Here is an 18,056-nt window from a genome sequence, read left to right on the forward strand (position 1 = left end):
CTGTTTGATGACGGTGCGGGTGATCTGTGGCGGGGCGGCGGCACGCACATGCGGCGCTGCGGCCGCCTGGTTCTGCATATGCCGAAAATTCCCCTCTCACAGTTTTGCGCTGCGACCAAATGGCGCGGCAGGCGTCACCGCCACCATCCGCCCCGGTACGCATCACCCGCCTACATTCCTGCCAGTTCGTGCCGGCCGTCCTCCTCCAGCCGGGCGATCAGCAGTGGCGGTGGTTGCACGGCCTGAGCGGCGACAACGAAACTGTTGCACGCCAGCTCCGCCAGTTCCGCCTCGAGGGCAACCGTCGAGCTTTGCAACACTGCCAGGGTCTCGCCCGCGGCCACGGCCTCTCCGACTTTTTTATTCAACGTGATGCCGGCCAGCGGATCGACTTTTTGATGAACGGTCACGCGGCCGGCGCCCAGCGTCATGGCGAGCTGGCCGAGGGCCCGGGCATCGATTTTCACCACGTAGCCGCCCGTCTTCGCCTGCACTGCCTGCGTGTACCGTGGCCGGGGATAGCGGCCGGGATCTTCCACATACTCCACCTGCCCGTGCTGGGCCGCGACGATTTCCACAAACTTCCGCCACGCCGCACCGTTGTCCAGCAGCTTTCCGAGTTGCCGGGCGCCCTCGTGCAGATCGGTGACCTTTCCCGCTGCTTTCAACATCGCCGCGCCCAGCGCCAGCGTCACGCGCCGCGTGTCGCGCGGCCCGCGGCCCTGCAAGACCGCGATGGCCTCGCACACTTCCACCCAGTTGCCGATGGTGTTGCCCAGCGGTTGTGACATGTCGGTGAGCAACGCGATGGTGGGGAGATTGAAATGCCGGGCGGTGCGAATCAAGCGCGTCGCCAATTCCTCCGCCGCCGCCGCCTCGGAAAAAATCGCGCCGTTGCCGGTTTTCACGTCCAGCACCAGCGCATCGATACCCTCCGCGAGTTTCTTGCTCAGGATGCTGGCGCAGATCAGCGGCATGGAGGGCACCGTGCCCGTGACGTCGCGCAGAGCATAAATACGCCGGTCGGCGGGGCAGATGTTCTCGGTTTGTCCGATCAAACAAGCGCCGACGCCCGCCGTCAGACGTTGAAATTCTTCGAGGGGGAGTTGTGTTTGAAAGCCGGGAATGGCTTCGAGTTTGTCGAGCGTGCCGCCCGTGTGTGCCAGGCTGCGGCCGGAGATCATCGGCACGGCAATGCCGGCGGCCGCCATCAGCGGCGCGAGAATGAGGGAAACCTTGTCACCCACGCCGCCGGTGCTGTGCTTGTCGACTTTGGGGAGGGTGACCGTCGGATGCCGCAGCACCACGCCGGAGTCGCGCATCAAGCGCGTGAGCGTCACCGTCTCGCGCTCATCCATGCCGCGAAAGTAAATCGCCATCAACAGCGCCGCCATCTGATAATCGGGGATTTGGTCGGCCAGATACGCGGTGATGACGAATTCGATTTCATCTTCGGAAAGGGCCAGGCCGTCGCGCTTCTTGGTGATGATCTCGACCGCGTTCATCTCAGGCAGCCTTTCGGTGTTCGAGTATGGCGATGCTGGCGGAGGCGCCCAGACGGGAGGCGCCGGCCGCGATCATTTTGCTGGCCGTGTCATATTCGCGAATGCCGCCCGCTGCTTTCACCCCGAGCTGTCCCCCCACCACCCGCCGCATCAAGGCCACATCTTCGATCTTCGCACCGCCCGGGCCGAAGCCGGTGGAGGTTTTCACGAAATGTGCCCCTGCCTCCCGTGCCAGCAGGCAGGCCTTGATCTTCTCTTCATCGGTGAGATAACAATTTTCCAGAATCACTTTGACGTGCGCAGGCCGCGCCGCCTCCACCACCGCATGAATGTCGTGCGCCACAAAATCATACTCGCCGGATTTCAGGCGGCCGATATTGATCACCATGTCGATCTCGCACGCGCCCTGCTCAACACATTGCTTCGTTTCATAAGCTTTGACCTCGGTGGTGGTGGCGCCCAGCGGGAAACCAACCACGCTGCAGACCAGCACCTTGCTGCCGCGCAGCAGATGGCGGCAGTACGACACCCAGGTGGGATTCACGCATACACTGGCAAACTCGAATTCCGCGGCCTCCCGGCAGAGCTTTTCGATCTGCGGCCGCGTTGCTTCCGCCTTGAGCAGGGTGTGGTCGATGTAGCGCGCCGCCACTTCTTTCACCGGCGCAATGCCGGGGTCGGCGCCCACCCGGCAGGCACCGTGGTTCACCATTTGCGCGACCAGCTCACTCTTGCACTCCGGGCATACCCAGCACCAGTTGCAATGCGGCGCGTGCTGCTGCCGGGCCAGCTCTTCAGCGATGAGGCGGTCGATGCGGGCATTGAGGTTCATGGCGAATCACCGTGACGCAGTCTGCAGCCACAGTCACTTTGTTCAAGCGCAGACAGAAGGACACCAGGCGCGCAAATCTTTGTTCGTGTCTGCACGGCTCCCCAAATTTTCCCGGTTCGTGATGGTTTTCCGGTGGTCATTTGCCATGCCGCGCGCGGCACCCATGAGAAAATATCGCACAGGCATCGTGTCGGCATGCCGGCGGGGAGCCCGCACCATGGCATTTTCGTGGTAAGATGGTGGCGGAGAACGCGGGGTCTGAAACGCCTGGTCCGGCGCCGGCGTGATCAGCGAGGCGGAACATCAATCGCGTCGATCACGCCCACGATCACTGCCTGCACGGGAATCTTGGGATTGTTGAGCAGCAGACGCGCGCCGCCGCCCTCGCGATTCACCAGCACCAAATCGTGCGGCCCGGCATCGACTTTGTCGACGGCGATCAGGGTTTCACCCTTTTCCGTTTTGCCGTCGAGCTCGACCGGCTGCACCAGCAGCAGCTTGTGCCCGCGCAGATGTTCGTTTTTGACGGTGGAGACCACGTCTCCGACCACCCGGCAGATCAGCATGATTTTTTCCCGGTTGGGACGCGGCCAAAATAATCAGAAAAGCCAGGAAATGCAAATTGAAATTCCGCGCGACAGGCAGCGCGGGCCGTGCCAGGGCAATGGGCTTCATCATCTTGCGCAGTCAAACCCGCGGCAGCGGATCGTCTGCCATGAAAACGTTTGGGCCACAGGGCGTCATCATGCCAAGCACGCCCGCGCATGAACACCTGATGCGACGAAACGCGCCGGAACATCCCGGTTTCACGTTCCCGCGAACAAATTGATCAACCCCTGCGTGCCCTGCCCGCCCAACCCTTTGGCCACCGCCTGCTGAAAAAGCTGATGCGTCAGGGCCGTTCCGGGAAATTCTTTGCCCAAACTTTGCATCAGCTCCATCGCCAGGCGCAAATCCTTGCTCTGCAAACGGATGGTGAATCCCGGTGCGAAATCGTTTTTCAAAATGCGCGGCGCGAGGTTGCTCAACATCCACGAGCCGGCGGCGCCGCCACTCACCGCCTGCAGGGTGGTCTGCAAATCGAGCCCGGTGAGCTTCGCCAACCGCAGGCCCTCCGTCATCGCCAGAATGTTCAAAGCGCAGATGACTTGATTCACCAGCTTGGTGCGCTGGCCATTGCCGCTGCTGCCGCAATAGACAATGTTCCTGCCGAGTGTCGCAAAAATCGGCTGGCATTTCTCGAACACCTCGCGCCTGCCGCCGACCATGATGGTCAACGTGGCGGCTCTGGCCCCCGGCTCCCCGCCGCTCACCGGCGCATCGAGCATCTCGCAACTTGCCGCGCGCAAGCGCGCGGCAAAATTCTCCGTGGCCGCGGGCGAAATCGTGCTCATATCAATCACAATTTTGCCCACCGCCAGCCCCTCGCTCACCCCGCCCTTGCCGAACAGCACCTCTTCGACATCAGGCGTGTCGGAAACCATCGTGATGATCACCTCGCAGGCGGCGGCCAGTTCCGCCGGCGATCCCGCGGCCTCCGCGCCCAATTCCACCAGCGGTTTGGTTTTGCCGGCGGTGCGATTGCAAACCATCAGGCAGTAACCCGCCTTGAGCAGATGCTCGGCCATGGGCCGGCCCATGATGCCAAGGCCAATGAATCCAATCTGCATGTTCTGTCCTCCGGTAAAATAAAAAAGCCAGTAAGTGCAAAACTCACTGGCTGGAATTGTACGAACAGATGTTTGTGGACACGCGGTTTCAAAAGAGGATCGACAAACTGAGCCGGTTGAGATTTCCGATTTCGCCGAAAGAGGACATGCCGTAGTCGAGCTTGTACTGGCGGTAATTGAGACCCAAGCCGAGCGACAGCCCGGCGAAGCGGTCATTGTCGGTGCCGACCTTCTGGTCGCGGCCGAGCGTGTTGTAACCCAGTCGCAAAAAAGCATTCGGGGTGAGGGTGAACTCACCGCCGGCGCGGAACTGGAGATTTTCCTCGGGATCGGCCACCAAAGTCAGGCTGTACAGCAGGGGCAAATGCGCCAGGCGCTTGGAAATGCCGAATTGAAAAGTCAGGGGCAGAGCTTCCCGGGTGCCATCGAAGGCCTTGCGCACGCGGCCGAGGTTGAAAATGCCCGCGCCGAAACTGAGATTGTCAAACAAGCTGGAATGATAGATCATGCCGAGATCAAGGGCCACGGCGTCGGAGGAAAAATCCGCCAGCGTCGCGCGAATGTACTTCACATTGCCGCCGAGCAGCAGGCGCGCGGCGGGCATGCGCGAGTAGCTGAAATAGGCGACGATGTTGTTGGCGCCGAAATGTCCCAGCTCTTCGCCGAATTCATTGGTGCGGGTGAAATCGCCGTAGTCGGTGTACTGCAGCGCGAAACCGTAGCTGCCCTGTTTGTACGGCATGACGTAGGCGCCGTAGAAATCCTGCACATCCAGAATGTTGTTGAGGTAACCAAAGGTCGCGGTGCGTTTCGTCAGATCGGCCAGACCCGCGGGATTGTAATAGATGCTGTGGGCGTCCTGTGAAACCGAGATAAAGCTGGCGGCCATGGCGGCCTGGCGCGCCCCCACCGGGGTGCGCAGAAAATTGTAGCCGGTGGCTTGCGCCAGCACCAGAGTGGGGAACAGAAAAGCGGCAAACAGGGAAAGAAGTTTTTTCATGATGGGATAATGATCGCAGGAATCGGCGGTTAAAAGGAACAATACGGCAGCGCTGCCCCGCAGGTTGGAAGCCTGCGCAACGTCTTTTGTGGCGATACAGTTGAAGGACTGAGCTGGTGAGCGGGATCGAACCGCTGACCTGCGCATTACGAGTGCGCCGCTCTACCGGCTGAGCTACACCAGCTTGAACGTGGCAAAGATCGCAAGAACGGCCGGCCAAAACAAAACAGCAAAACCGCGCGGCTTTGCTGTGAGGTCGTGGCCAGGCGCAGAATCGAACTGCGGACACACGGATTTTCAGTCCGTTGCTCTACCGACTGAGCTACCTGGCCTGCAAAAAAGCGACGCAAAATAAGTTTATCCCGCCAAAAAGTCAAGGTGAATTTCAGCCATCTCCTTGCCGCACCGGCCGCCTGTTCATTGCTTTTTTGCAAGGTTCGTCTTAGATTGCGCAGCAACGGTTGATTCACTCTTGCCTCTCCGGTTGCTCTGCAATACTGCGATGACCATGAACGCCTCCCCGGTTGTTTTGTACCGCGAACACCAGCCGATGAAACGCTGGATCATGCGTCTGCTCATGCTGGCGGTCGCCTTCGCCTCCGCGTTCCTGCTCGCGCTCATGCTGCTTGGGCCGCACCTGCCCGGCTGGGTGATCGCGCTGCTGCTTCTGCCCGTGCTGGGTCTGGCGGTGGCGACGTTCACCTTTCGCCGCCTGTCGATTGAAGTCACCGAAACCGGCATCGCTTTCGGCTTCGGTTTCGTGCGCACGCGCCTGCGCTGGCAGGAGATTGAAAGCGTGGCGCCGCAACCCTACCTCTTCACCCGCTTCGTGGGCTGGGGGGTGCGCTATGACCTGCGCGACACGTTTGCCTTTGTGGCGCAGAGCGGCATGGGCATCGAGCTGAAAACGCGCAAACGCTGGCGCTACTTCATCACCACTGACCGGCCGCAAGAGCTGGTCGATCTGGTGCGGGCCCGCCTCACACCCTGCGCTGCGCAAGTTCACTGGTGAGGTGCGGATTCCGCCCGGCTGCCCTTCACAATCTCGGCGAAGCAGCGCGCGCCTTCCCGCAGGCGTCGCTGCTGCGTGGCGAAATCGACTTCGTACAGGCCGAATTTCATGTCATAGCCCTCCGACCATTCGAAGTTGTCGAGCAGCGACCAGTAGAAATAGCCGCGCACATCATACCCCTCCTGCAGGGCGCACATCAGGGCGTAGAGATAACGCCGGAGGAACAGCTCCCGGCGGTCGTCGCGGCGGTCGGCAATGCCGTTCTCGGTCACGTAAATGGGCACGCCCAGTTGCGCGATTTCCTTCACCGCGCGGTAGAATCCCTCCGGGTAGATCGCATACGCCATGTCGGTCATGATCTGATTGGGCGGCACCGCAAAGGCGAAGGGCTGCCGGCGGTTCCACTGCAGTTTGATGTGAAAGTGGGAATAGTAATTCAAGCCGATGAAATCCAGCGCCGGCTGCGCCCCCAGGGTGCGATGATGCAAATTGACGATGCCGGGCAGCCGGAAACGAAATTCACCGGAATTGAAATAGGAGAAGATCGAGTCGTTGAACAGATGGTTCAGGGCCCGCGACAGCGCCCAGTCGCCCCAATGCCAGTAGCGAAAAGGGTCGAATTGAAAGAGATTCTTCGCCAGTCCGATGCGGGCCTGCTCACCGCCCGGCCGTTTTTTCAGGGCATGATAGACCTGGGTGTGGGCTTCCAGCAGATTCTTGAGCACCAGGCCGGTGGCGCGTGCATCGCGCCGGCCCGGCGGAAAGACGGCCAGAAAGTAACCTTGCGCAGCATAGACTTCCGGCTCGTTGATGGTGCACCACCAGGCCACACGCTCATGCAGGGAGCTGAAAACCTTCTCGCAGAAGCGCACGAACAGCGGCAGATTCTCTTCTTTCTCGAAGGCGCCCAGGCGGTCGAACCACAACGGGTGGGTGAAATGGTGCAAGGTGACCATGGCCTGCAGGTTCTCCGCCTGCAATGCAGCGCAGAGATCACGGTAGTGTTGCAGTGCGGCTTCGTCGAATTCTCCGGGCCGGGGCTCGATCTTGCTCCATTCCACTGAAAAGCGATAAGCCTGCACGCCCAGCGCCTTCATGAGTTGAATGTCTTCGCGATAGCGCTGCCAGTGCTCGCAGGCGCGGCCGGCGCGTTGGCCGTTTTTGATGCGCGGCCGGCCGGCCTCATCGACCGCCTGTTCCCAGGCACTCCAGTTATTGTTGTCGCAATCGCCTTCCACCTGATGCGCAGCGGTGGCAACGCCCCAAACAAAATGCTGTGGAAAAAGCAGGCGGGTGGTGTCAATGCGATCCCAATCCCAGCGCAGCTCGGGGTATTTGTGCTGCCAGCGCAGCAAACTGAGGAGATAAAACAGCAGCACCGCCGAGGCAAACAGCAGCAGAATCGTCAAGGTCCTTGCTCCTCGCAGAAGGCAGCCGGGGCCCGGCCTCACGGCTGCAGGAATTTATAGACGCCATTGCGCCAGTTTTTCAAATCGGCACAATACCATTTCGAGAAACGCCGGTCCGAGGGGCCGCCGGCGAGGTTGGTGTACAACATCTCGCGGCTGAGATCGGCGATCATGCGGAACGAAGGTGCAAAGCTGGTTTGCCGGCCGGCGCTGCGATAGATCTGCCCCTGGTGCGGGGTGGCACGGCCGCCGCGCAACGGCACAGGCCCCCGATCAAAACCCAGCAGTCGCGGCAGCTTGTCCCCGAAGAGCAAATGGCGCAGCTCGAGTTGCTGCACCTCACCCCATGGTTTTGGCATGACGGTCAGCGCCGCTTCCGCCACCCGCCGAAAAATTTCTTCACGCGAGCGGCCGCCAAACCAGGCCGAATTTTCCGCAAGCAACACGGCATCGAAGTTGGCATAGAAATCGACAAACAACGCGGTTTCTTCCGCCAGAAAGGCCGCCACCTGCGTGCCCCAGCCCGCCCCGCCAAAGACCTCCTGCAGCAGGCGGTGATAGAATTGCTCGAACAAGTAGGCGCCCTGCGAGCTGGTGGTGTAGTCGCAATCCCAATCCGCGAGAATGCGGCCCTGCAAGGTCGGCGGCAGCACCGGATGCAGCACCTGCAGAAAGCGCTCCGCCTGCACGGAATGAACGTCGTACTGCATCTTCATCAGATCGGCGGGAGTGAGATTGGACTGGGATTCGATCATCTCGGCAATGCGCTCGGCGCGATAAGCGCCCATCGCGATGTTGATTGGCTTGGCCACACCCCAGTCATTGAGGTTGTGATTGGCGGTGACGAAATAGCCCGCGGCGGGATTCAGGCAGCGCGGCAGCTCGCGATAATCCACAAAACCGGCCCAGTCATTTTCCGGTTTCCAGCCGGGCAGGGGCACCAGCCCCGAAACACCCACACGGCGTTTGGGCATCAAACCGGACATCTGATAGCCGATGTTGCCGTGCCGGTCCGCCAGCACCCAGTTGAATGCGACTTCAATCTGGCCGAGATGTTCGCGCCCTTCTTCCACCGCGGTTGCCGACCACATCGCGATGATATGATTGATGGTTTGCGCGCCGGTCTGCGCGCCCGACCAGCGCGTGGCAAGATAATACCCTTCCACCTGCGGATCGCCGTCGAGCACACCATGATCATTCTCATAAAAAATGACTTCCACGGGGGCTTTCTTCCTGCGCTTGATGACTTCACGGCGCTGGCGAAAGGCCACCCAGTCGTTGCGGTTGCGGCGGTAGCGGCCTTCCTTGCAATGCTCGATCCATGAATCAATCGCATCCATGAAAGAGTAGGTGGCGCCCCAGGCCAGATCGTTGCTGCGGCCCAGCAGAATGCCGGGCAGGCCGGGCATGGTGGCGCCCAGCGCATAGCGCGTCCCGCATTTCAGCACCATTTCATACCAGACATTGGGCAAACGATTGGCCTCGAGATGGGGATCATTCGCGAGCATGGGCTGGCCGGAGGCGGTGCGGCGGCCGGCAATCACCCAATTGTTGGAAGCCATCATTTTGGGAAGGCCGGACTGCCAGACAAGGTGGGCGGGCACGAGGCGATGGCCCAGTTTGACTTTCTTGATCAGTTCCACCTCCAGACCGTTGAGCTGGCCGGGGAACAGTTCTTCAAGTTGTGTCAGACTGAGGTTCGCCTGCACCATTTCGATCAGCAGGCGCTCAATCTCCCCCTGGGATTGCGCCAGGGTGAGATAGCCGGTCATGCGGCAGAGCAGAATGATATCTTCCGGCCGCCAGGGTTCGGGCTGCCCGCCGAGCAGCTTGAATTCCCACGGTATCTTTTGGCTGAAATAGTCGTTGGCGCCTTCGCAATAGGACAGGCAGGCTTCCAATGCCGCCGGCGAGAGTTTCGCGATTTCAGCCTCGAGATTGCCACCCCAATTCATGCGGCGAAAAAACAAATCCATCTCCAACATCGCCTCGCTGCTGGCGAGGAACTCCGAAGCCCGGCCGCGGCCGAGCAGCCGCGTGAGCAACATTTGCAGACCGCGATCACGGGCATGACAATAGCCCATGCTCCAGTAAAGATCGACTTCTTCCCGGGCTTCGACATGCGGCACGCCATGCGCATCGCGCCGAATCTTCGCCCAGGGCGTATCCACCAGCAAATGGCGGCCAGCCAAACCTCCCTCCTCACTCCAAATCGTTGCCGCCGGCCGCTTCGCCGCGCGCCCGCGAGGCAAGCAGACCGGTTTGACTCAAATAGAATGTTCTCTCATTGAAACGGTCAAGGCACCGGACGACGGCACCCGTCCTTCCCGGCGCTCCGGCAGTGGTGACAGAAGCACGAAGGGTTGCAACGAAGTTGCCGGCACAGTTGGGATTGCTTTTTTCCCGCATCCAGGTGCTGTGTTTTCTCTGATTATGTCCGGGCCTGCAGGCGAGGCCGACCCATGAGCTTGCAAGTCGGGTGTGCGCCGGCATGAAATGGGCACACCGCCATGTCATGCACTGCCCGCCCTTTTCTCTTTTCGAGCCAGAGCACGGCCCGGCGTTTTTGCGGGTGCAATATAGGGCTTTTCTCCCGGAAAGCAAGTCCGCTCTGCGAAAAGACGTGGCAGAAAAAAATCTCCCACGAAAACGGAACGCCCACGAAAAAAACATTCCGTGGGCTTCATTTTCGTGCGAGAAAAAAACTTCGCTTCGTCAAACAGATGATTTCTTGTTCCGTTGGGTATGGTGCGAGGCGGGAGGGCAGGTGAAGCCGGGCCAGCCTCCTGCAGCAAGTGCAGGAGACATGACCCGCATGCAAGGTTTTCAATGATTGAAGTAGTGCTTCCGGCAATATTTGATCTTCAGCAGTTTCGCGCTCGCGCCCAGGTGCCGGCCACAGACCAAACATCTGCCGGACTTTTCCCTTCTTTCCTGTCGCTGCCGCTCAAACTCACCGAGATCATAAGAACGGTCGGAGGTGCCGGAGAAGTCGAACGGTGAATTTTGCCCGCGGTTGCCGGCGTCGCCCGGATTCGCGGAGGCGTCGCCCATCATCTCCCCGGCGATTTGCTGCAGAATGTTGTCGATGACGCGCGAGCTGCGCCGCGGCGTGGCAGAGGGATCCACTTCGAAGAAGTTGGGCTGCTCATCCCGCGGCAGCTCCCTGGCCTGATATACCGATTCAACCGGCGGCGCGGCATCCCCGTGGGGCTCCGGCAGCGCGGGCGGTTTGTCGTAACTCCTGCTGCTGTGGCCGGGCCGCGGTGTCACGGGGCGTTCCGCCCAGTCGCCGGTGGCAGCGCGGGGCGTCGCCGGTTTGGCAGCCGCACTATTGGACCGGGCCGGGCTGCGTCCGGCCTGGTTGGGCTCGGCTTCCAGATCGCTGATATCAAATTCCGGGAGGTGTTCCTGAGCCGGCGCAATCGCGGTGGCCGTGGGCTTGGCGGTAATCATTCTTCCCCAGAAGCGCAGGCTGCCGGTTTCATCGCCGGTCACCAGGATGGTGCCATCCGGGCTGAAGGCGCTGGTGGTGAGGTCGCCGGCAATCACATGCGCCAGTTTGCCGTCGTGTACGTTCCAGAGCTTGATGCTGCGGTCCTGAAAATCGGTCGCCGCCACGATGGTTTCATCCGGACTGAAGCGCACCGCGGTGATGCCCGGCGAAAAGGGCGTGAGATTGTAGAGCAGCTTGCCGTCGGTGGCATCCCACAATTGCAGCGACTGGCCGTAATTGACCGTCGCGAGGATGGAACCGGAGGCACTCAGCGCCAGCCAACTGATGTTGCCGTTCTTGGCCGGCAGCGCATACAGCAGCGAGCCGTCGTCGACTTGATAGAAGCGTACACTGCCGTCATTGGCACCGGTGATCAAAATTTTGTCATTCACGCTGAAGGCGAGGCTGTTGGCCAGTCCGGAGCAGCCCAGAAAACGGTGGCGCAACTTGCCTTCTTTCACATCCCACAGCATCGCCGTGTTGTCCGGGCTGCCGGTCGCCAGCATGCTGCCGTCATAGCTGAAGACCACGGTGTCCACGCTGCTCTTGTGGCCGCTGAAGCGTTGCACCAGCCGGCCGTCGGTGACCCGCCAGAGGGTCGCGTCACGATTGCTGCTGCCGATTGCCAGCATGGTGTCATCGGGGCTGAAGGCCAGACACTGTACCGCTGCGCCCGGCTCGCCGATCTCGCGCAATATTTGGCCCTTGGCCACATTCCAGAGCTTGACCGTGCCCTTGCGATCCACGCTCGCCAGCGTGGCGCCGCTGTGGCTGAAAGTCAAATCGCTGATGGCTTCGCTGTGGCCCTGCAGCGTGAACAGAAGCTGGTTGTCGCTCAGCCGCCAGATTCTCACCGTGCGGTCGGTGCCGCCGCTCGCCAAATAGCTGCCGTGCGGGCTGATGGCAATCACATTGACGCGACCGTAGTGCGCCGACATCTTGTGCAGCGCCAGCTTGTGCACCAACAGGGATTGAAAAATGACTTCGATTTGCTGCAACAACTGCATGGCGTCGCGATTGTCGAAATAGGTTTTGCGCGCCATGCAGGCCCGGGCCTCCGCCAGAATTCGGCGCATGTCGGCCTCGGCGCTTTTGGCCTCTTCGGTGACAAACGACCATTCCGTCAGCAGCCGCTCGACCTTTTGAAATTTGTAGCCCAGCTCGTCGCTGCTCTTCTGGCGCAGTTGCAGAAAAAGATCGGTGATTTCCTTGCGGCTATAGCGGAATTCCGGATCGACATCTGCCTTCAGGCAGTACTCCTCGTTAAGCGCAATGGCTTTCTCCAGCACGGCGGCCGCGGTTTTGCCGTCGCCGATCAATGCCGCCATTTTGGCGGTGTGATAGTGGCTCTCGGAAAGCTGGGGATAAATCTTGCTGGCCTGTTTGGAGAGCGACAGCGATTCCTGAATCAAACGGCCGGCTTCGATCTTGTTGCCCTTTTTGCCCTGCTGATCGGCCTGGGCATAGCAGGAGATGGCGGCGTGCAGCAGCGCCTCCCCGGCGAATTGCGCGGCTTCCGGCAGCAGCTTCATTTCCGCCTTGGCATAGCGCGCCGCCGCACGCAAATGGCGCTCGGCGGCCGCCAGATCGATCAGGTTGCACTCTTCATTGATGCCGTAGAGATAGAGCTTGCCGATCAGCAACTGGGTCATGAAGTTGGTGTCATCCTTCTTTTCCGACTCCAGAAAGGCCTCCAGCGCCTTGTCGAGCAGGCCCTTCACCAGCCGCTCGCAGCCGATGCGATAGTACTCCCGGGCCTGGGTCAGCACCGGATTTTCCAGGGTGGCGTGGATGGCATCCAGACGCTTCTCGAGATTGAGCATGGTCTGGCTTTGCAGGCGCAGTTGTTCGACGACCAGCGCCATATGGTAATCGAAGCTGTTGCGCAGAGCGTGCAGAGCTTCGCCATTGGCCTGCATCACCTGGTTGAAATGGCCGAAATCGGAATCCAGCGTGTGTGCCAGCGGATTGTAGCTCGCACCATATTTCTTTTCCAACGCCTGCGGGCTGGCCACCAGGGCGCGGGTCTGCTCCGGCACGGGCACCGCGGCCGGTTTGCCGGCCTGGCGGATCTGGCCTTTGAGATCCTTGACAAAGGAAGAAACCCGCAGATACTGTTCCCATGTCAGTTTCGAGCCAAGATGAAAGAGTGACATGTGCAATCCTTGTGAATCTTATTTGAGGCGATTCGATTGCGGTGAGCGGCGGGGCTCACGCGCCGGATTCTTTTTCGTACCCCGCAGGTCGTCCTTTTCGGGGGCCTGGCGTAGCAGCTCCTGCCAGTCCCGTTTGAGTTGTTCACGCACATCCACCTGCCGGCCGCGGCGCCCCAGCAAGGGAGGCACGATGCGGGCCTCCAGCAAAATCACCAGCTCCTTCTTGCGCAGGCGATGGCTGTTGTAGCCAAAGAGATAGCCCAGAATCGGAATGTCTTTCAACAGCGGAACACCCTTGCGCACTTTGAGCCGTTCATGGCTCAACAGACCGGCCATCACCGTTTCCTCGCCATCGAGCAGCAGGACGTGAGTCTGGCCCTCGGTGATGCTCTTGGTGACGCCGATGGCATCGGGCTGCACATCGCTGCGTTCGGCGGTGAGATCGAGGTAGATGAAGGTGGAATCGTTGCGGCCGTGAAGCGTGGGCGCCACCGTGAGAATGATGCCCGACTCATACTCCGAGAAGCGGGTGTTGCCGGCAAAATCCTGCAGCGTGAGATAGAAATTTTTGCCGACCTTGATCTTGCCCTTTTCACCATCCATCACGCGAATCTTGGGGCGCGCGATGATCTCACCCAGACTGCGGCTCTCGAAGGCGCGCAACAGGGCGTTGACATTCACCGCACCGCGGATGCTGCCCCCGGCGGACACCCGCAGGATGTCCTTCGCCACCTCGTCCGCGCTGAAGGTTTGAAACTGCACCGTGCCGTTCTTGAAGGTGCTCCAGTTGATGCCGAGTTCATGGAGGGTTTCATAATCCGCCTGAAAAAAGATGGCATTGATCTCAATTTCGCGGGTGTCGATTGAAATGTCATCCTCCTGCGCCTGTTTCGGTTCCGCGGCCGCCGCCTGGCCCGGCACCATCTCCAGCACTTCGTAGTACTGCTCGTGCGGTTCGTAGCGCAGCATGTTGGAGCGCAGCACATATTCCAGCGCGCGCTTCCAGTGCATGTTTTCCACCGACACGCCGATGGGCTTGTTGGGCGCCTTGGCATCGACGATCACCCGGTTTTCGAACTTGCGCGCAAAACCGGAGAGGATCTCCAGCGCGGTGGGCAGGGGCACATTGGGGTTCAGGGAAACCATCTCGTCCGGACCGTAGGGCTGGGTCGGCAGATTGTTCTGCCCCCGGGCCGCCACAACACCACACAGCACGAGCAGGCTGACGAACAGGCTTTTTTTCATCTCTGGCGTCTGAAATTAATTGTATTCAATATTGAGCCGAAGCGTGCGCATGCCCGTTTCGGAGCGGACTTCAAACTCCACCTGATTGCGGCCGATATCGATCTGGGTCAGCCGGCCGCGCCGGACGGCATCGCCGACCACCAACGGGAAAATCTTGCCATCCGCCCCGCGCAAATACGCCTTGTTGTTGGTGATCGCCAGCAGCGTCGCCCGCTCGACATCGAGCAGCTCCGGGGCCTCATCGGCGGGCACCGGCGCCGGCGCACTCACCGCCTCCGTCACCACCGTCCGCGCTTTGGCGGACAGCGGCACCAGGCTGTTGAAGGCATCAAAGGCAAACTCGGTGTTCCAATCCAATTGCGGCGAGGCCAGGGTCAATTCACTGCCGATTTCCCAGTCCTTGTTCATCGAGTAGCCTTCAAACATCAGGTTGAAGCGCAACAGTCTGGGCTCCTGTTCGCTGCGGCCAAAGTTGACGCTTTTGATCTGGTAAAGCAGGGGATTATGCGTCATGTACCACAACAGTGCAAAGATGTCCCGGTAGGGACCTTCGCCGTTCAAGGTGTAGGAAAACGCCGTGTATTCCGCTGCCGGCTTCTTTTCGTTGAGATAAAAGTCGAAATCGATGTTCAGGTTGTGCACCTGAATCAGCCAGTTGATGTAGGACAGCGAGAACGCCGGCTCCTCGGCGGCGATCAGCTTCTTGGCGGAATTCTGCCACAGCCGTTGCAGCGAATCACGCGTGGCCATCGCCAGGTTCAGTGTTTGCGCCACCTCCATCTCGCCGGAAAAACGCTGCCTGAGCTCCTGGGCCTTCTGGTTCAGCGCGGCGAGGGCCTGCGCCTCCCGGCGTTGCCAGAAAAATCCGAACCCACCAATGACAAGGAGAAGCAACAGCAGTGTCAGGCTGTTGCGCCGGGCATACATCGGGATTTGCCTCCGCCGGTGGCCGGCTATTTGAGCATGACTATGCGATAACTCTTGATGAACAGATTGCCGATCTCCGCCGCCTTGCGTTCCGCCGCTTCGCGCGTTGCAAAGGTGCCAATCAGCAGGCGATACCTGGGCTGCTGTGATTGCGCATCACGATACCGCTCGATGGTCACCTCCATCCCCTGCTTGCGATAAGTGGTGACGATGTCCTCCACCGGCTCGTTGATCACCGCCGCCGTCGCTTCGATGGTGTATCCGCGTGCTGGCGGCCTGGAGCCGGTGGTGGCGGCCATGCGCGGTTGCGGCGTCTCCTGGCCGTTGTTGAGCTTGGGCACCGGCTTCTTGATCAAAACTCGGTAGACTTCCATCCCCTGCGCTTTGTCGAAATAAGGCGCCACCACCGCCTCGATGCCACGCTTGCGATAGCCGGCTGCATACCACTCCGCCAGCTCCCGGGTATGGCAGGTGATGGCCTCGACCTTGTCGCCGTAATTTTCCTCGCGCATGGCGGTGGACGAGGGCATGCTGCCGCCGGTGGAATGGGGATTGCCTGACGGGCCGTTCGTGACGCCGGTCGCACGGCTGGCATTGTGCACCATCCTGTCCTCCGCTACCGGGTTCCTGCCGGCCGGTTTGCTGATCATCACGCGGTAATACTGCATGCCCTGGCGTTGGTCGAAATGGGGCACGACGATGGCGTCCGTACCGCGCTTGCGATAGCCCGCGGCATACCATTCCGCCAGATCTCTGGTCTGGCAGGTCATGGCCTCCACCCTTCCAGCCAACGCGCTGTCCTCGATTTCCGCGGCGGCGGCCGCACTGCTTGCACCAGCCACCGGTGCACGGTTTGGAATCGTGCGTTGCGCGGAAGCCATGGTCGGCTGGCGTTTTCCGGTGGTGGAGGCAACACCGCCGGTGTTGGCCGCTCGCGGCTGCGTCGCACTGCCATTGGCCGGCGCCACACGGCTCTCCGCCATGCGCTCAACCTGATTGGTCGGCCGGCGGGCATTGCGCTGCGCTGCCCCTGCTTCCGTTGCGCGCGACACGGCGGGCCTGGTCGTGCCCGCGGCCGCGCTTTGGGAGGGGGCCGCAGGTGGCGGGGTCGCCGGCGCATTCGCAGCGAGCGCCGGCGCGGCAGTGGCGCCCTGCTTGTCTGCCGCCGTATCGCGGCCGCCCTTGGTCAACACCAGATTGCCGCCGGCAAACTGGCTGGCGTCGATGATGCGAATGCCGTTTTGGACGAACTCGACGTTCTCCAGCGGCTGGCGGCGCTCCAACTCGAAGGTCACCAGCCGCTGTTCGCTGGAATCCGCGCGCGTCATGCGGCGCAGATTGGCCTGCTCCAGCTTCTCGGCAAGCAACGGAACCTTGGCGCGGTTGGTGGCGGTGCCGCGCACCATGAAACCGTCGGGTTGTTTGGCGATTTCATCGATCCACAGGCCGCCGGTGCTCCCCACGCTCCGGTTGAGCTTTTGCAGGAAGGTGATGAATTCGTCATGCTTGCGGCTCAGACTGTCGGACAGGGCGAGATGCTTGCTCAGGCGGTTGATCTCGTTTTCGATGTCGAGCACGCGGTCGACCGTGCTCTGGTTGCTTTGAATCTGCAGCTCGAGTTGCACATTTTGCCGCTGCAGGCGGTAGAACTCCCGCCGGCTTTGAACGATCTGCCAGGTGAAGAAGAACGCCGTCAGGCCGGTGATGGCCAGCAGGGCATAGCCGGTGTAGTTGAGCTTGAGCACCTGCTGCTGGTCGATCAAATCCTGCGGCAGCAGATTGAGCGGAATGAAGTCCGGATTTTTGGGATCCAGCAGTTTCCAGGCCAGGGCGATCGGCACGGCGAATTCGGAAAAGGTCTGGCCCTGCATCTCATTGGCGGGGAAGTTGCCGAGAGCGTTGGAGGTCGAGGTGAGATAGCGCACCGTCGCGTTTTCGAAATAGCCGGCAAAAAAATCCCGCGCCTTGATGCGGCTGCTTTTGCCCGCCAGCAGGATGGTGGAAATCTCCGGGATCTCGGCTTCATCCTGCTCATAAATGAGCTTGCGGTAAATCACCTCGAGATTTTCCGGGGAGGCCACGCCTTCGTGAATAATCGAGCTGACGTGAAACAGGTCCTTGCCGTGCAAAAACACCAGGCGGGTGAAATCATCTTCGATGTAGATGATCACGGTGATCTTGTCGGAACGCAGCTCGGAACCGGTGCGTGCCAGGTTGGCGAGCGCCACCTCGGTGGTGTCCATCAGGGCGAGAAAGAGATTGCCCTTGACGAAACTGTTGACTTCGCGCAGCAGCGACAGGGTGGGCGGATGCTTGTCATAGGTCAACGCAAGGGTGCCGTCGCGCGATTTCAAACGTTTGATGCCGATCTCCGGGCTGGGGACGCGCTCGCCGGGGGGCGTGCCGGCCTGCGGGCCGCTCTCCCGCTGGTAGGTCACCATCGACAGCGGCAGATTGAACGCGATCTTGACCTTGCGCTGCGTATACTTCTGCAGCAGTTGATAGAGAACCTCGAGATTGGCATTGTCCTGCTTGTAGGTGGTTTCACCGGCGCCGCGTTCGCCCAGGCTGTCCTTCAGGCCAAAAGCATCCTTCAAACCGAAAACATCCCTGGTTTCGGCCTCTGCAGGGCCGCCGCTGGCAGCAGGCGCGGGCTGTTGCTCCAGCGTGTTTGCCAACTTGGCGCGTTCCAGGCCTTCAATTTGAATCTGGCCCTTGTTGTTGGTCAAATGCGCCAGCCGCACTTCCGTGCCGCTCACCGCAAGACCCAACGCGTGTTTGAGCTTGAGCCGGTTCATAAGGTG

Annotated in this window: 13 protein-coding genes and 2 tRNA genes; 2 read left to right on the top strand and 13 right to left on the bottom strand. The window is 60.7% G+C overall.

Going from position 1 to position 18,056, the window contains the following annotated elements; genetic code table 11:
* Positions 1-170: 170 nt before the first annotated feature.
* The 7 genes from ONB52_16350 to ONB52_16380 form a co-directional block, all read right to left on the bottom strand.
* The gene (locus tag ONB52_16350) at positions 171-1,505 is read right to left on the bottom strand and encodes a thymidine phosphorylase (GenBank protein MDZ7417710.1); all 1,335 of its coding nucleotides are present in this window, start codon (positions 1,503-1,505) and stop codon (positions 171-173) included.
* Position 1,506: 1 nt separating this feature from the next.
* The gene (deoC, locus tag ONB52_16355; GenBank protein MDZ7417711.1) at positions 1,507-2,217 is read right to left on the bottom strand and encodes a deoxyribose-phosphate aldolase; all 711 of its coding nucleotides are present in this window, start codon (positions 2,215-2,217) and stop codon (positions 1,507-1,509) included.
* Positions 2,218-2,624: 407 nt separating this feature from the next.
* Complete coding sequence (locus ONB52_16360) at positions 2,625-2,903, bottom strand: EutN/CcmL family microcompartment protein (protein MDZ7417712.1); 279 nt, start codon at positions 2,901-2,903, stop codon at positions 2,625-2,627.
* 240 nt (positions 2,904-3,143) lie between these two features.
* Complete coding sequence (locus ONB52_16365; GenBank protein ID MDZ7417713.1) at positions 3,144-4,007, bottom strand: NAD(P)-dependent oxidoreductase; 864 nt, start codon at positions 4,005-4,007, stop codon at positions 3,144-3,146.
* Between the two features lie 88 nt (positions 4,008-4,095).
* Positions 4,096-5,007, bottom strand: a complete 912-nt coding sequence (locus tag ONB52_16370; protein ID MDZ7417714.1) for a PorV/PorQ family protein — start codon at positions 5,005-5,007, stop codon at positions 4,096-4,098.
* Positions 5,008-5,118: 111 nt separating this feature from the next.
* Positions 5,119-5,191: transfer RNA gene (locus tag ONB52_16375), tRNA-Thr, on the bottom strand.
* A gap of 75 nt (positions 5,192-5,266) precedes the next feature.
* Positions 5,267-5,339, bottom strand: a tRNA-Phe gene (locus tag ONB52_16380).
* Positions 5,340-5,515: 176 nt separating this feature from the next.
* On the opposite strand from ONB52_16380, the gene ONB52_16385 reads away from it, so the two are divergent.
* A complete protein-coding gene (locus ONB52_16385) occupies positions 5,516-6,019 on the top strand; it encodes a hypothetical protein (protein ID MDZ7417715.1) in 504 nt (167 codons plus the stop codon).
* Here the strand turns inward: ONB52_16385 and ONB52_16390 are convergent.
* A complete protein-coding gene (locus ONB52_16390) occupies positions 6,010-7,428 on the bottom strand; it encodes a family 1 glycosylhydrolase (GenBank protein ID MDZ7417716.1) in 1,419 nt (472 codons plus the stop codon). The two genes, ONB52_16385 and ONB52_16390, sit on opposite strands and share 10 nt — an antisense overlap.
* 38 nt (positions 7,429-7,466) lie before the next feature.
* A complete protein-coding gene (locus ONB52_16395) occupies positions 7,467-9,620 on the bottom strand; it encodes a penicillin acylase family protein (GenBank protein ID MDZ7417717.1) in 2,154 nt (717 codons plus the stop codon).
* 299 nt (positions 9,621-9,919) lie between these two features.
* Between ONB52_16395 and ONB52_16400 the strand changes: the two genes are divergently transcribed.
* On the top strand, positions 9,920-10,261 hold the full coding sequence (locus ONB52_16400; GenBank protein MDZ7417718.1) for a hypothetical protein: 342 nt from the start codon (positions 9,920-9,922) through the stop codon (positions 10,259-10,261).
* On the opposite strand, the gene ONB52_16405 is transcribed toward ONB52_16400, so the two are convergent.
* The 4 genes from ONB52_16405 to ONB52_16420 are packed head-to-tail and all read right to left on the bottom strand — an operon-like array spanning position 10,255 to position 18,050.
* Complete coding sequence (locus tag ONB52_16405; protein ID MDZ7417719.1) at positions 10,255-13,080, bottom strand: hypothetical protein; 2,826 nt, start codon at positions 13,078-13,080, stop codon at positions 10,255-10,257. The genes ONB52_16400 and ONB52_16405 overlap by 7 nt on opposite strands.
* A gap of 18 nt (positions 13,081-13,098) precedes the next feature.
* Positions 13,099-14,325 (bottom strand): type II and III secretion system protein, encoded by a 1,227-nt coding sequence (locus tag ONB52_16410; GenBank protein MDZ7417720.1) that lies wholly within the window; start codon positions 14,323-14,325, stop codon positions 13,099-13,101.
* 15 nt (positions 14,326-14,340) lie between these two features.
* Positions 14,341-15,252: a hypothetical protein gene (locus tag ONB52_16415; GenBank protein MDZ7417721.1), complete on the bottom strand. Its 912-nt coding sequence runs from the start codon at positions 15,250-15,252 to the stop codon at positions 14,341-14,343.
* A gap of 26 nt (positions 15,253-15,278) precedes the next feature.
* Entirely contained in the window at positions 15,279-18,050 is a 2,772-nt protein-coding gene (locus ONB52_16420; protein MDZ7417722.1) for a hypothetical protein, read from the bottom strand.
* Positions 18,051-18,056 lie beyond the last annotated feature (6 nt).

Source organism: candidate division KSB1 bacterium, from assembly GCA_034506255.1.
Classification (GTDB): Bacteria; Zhuqueibacterota; Zhuqueibacteria; order Zhuqueibacterales; family Zhuqueibacteraceae; genus Coneutiohabitans; species Coneutiohabitans thermophilus.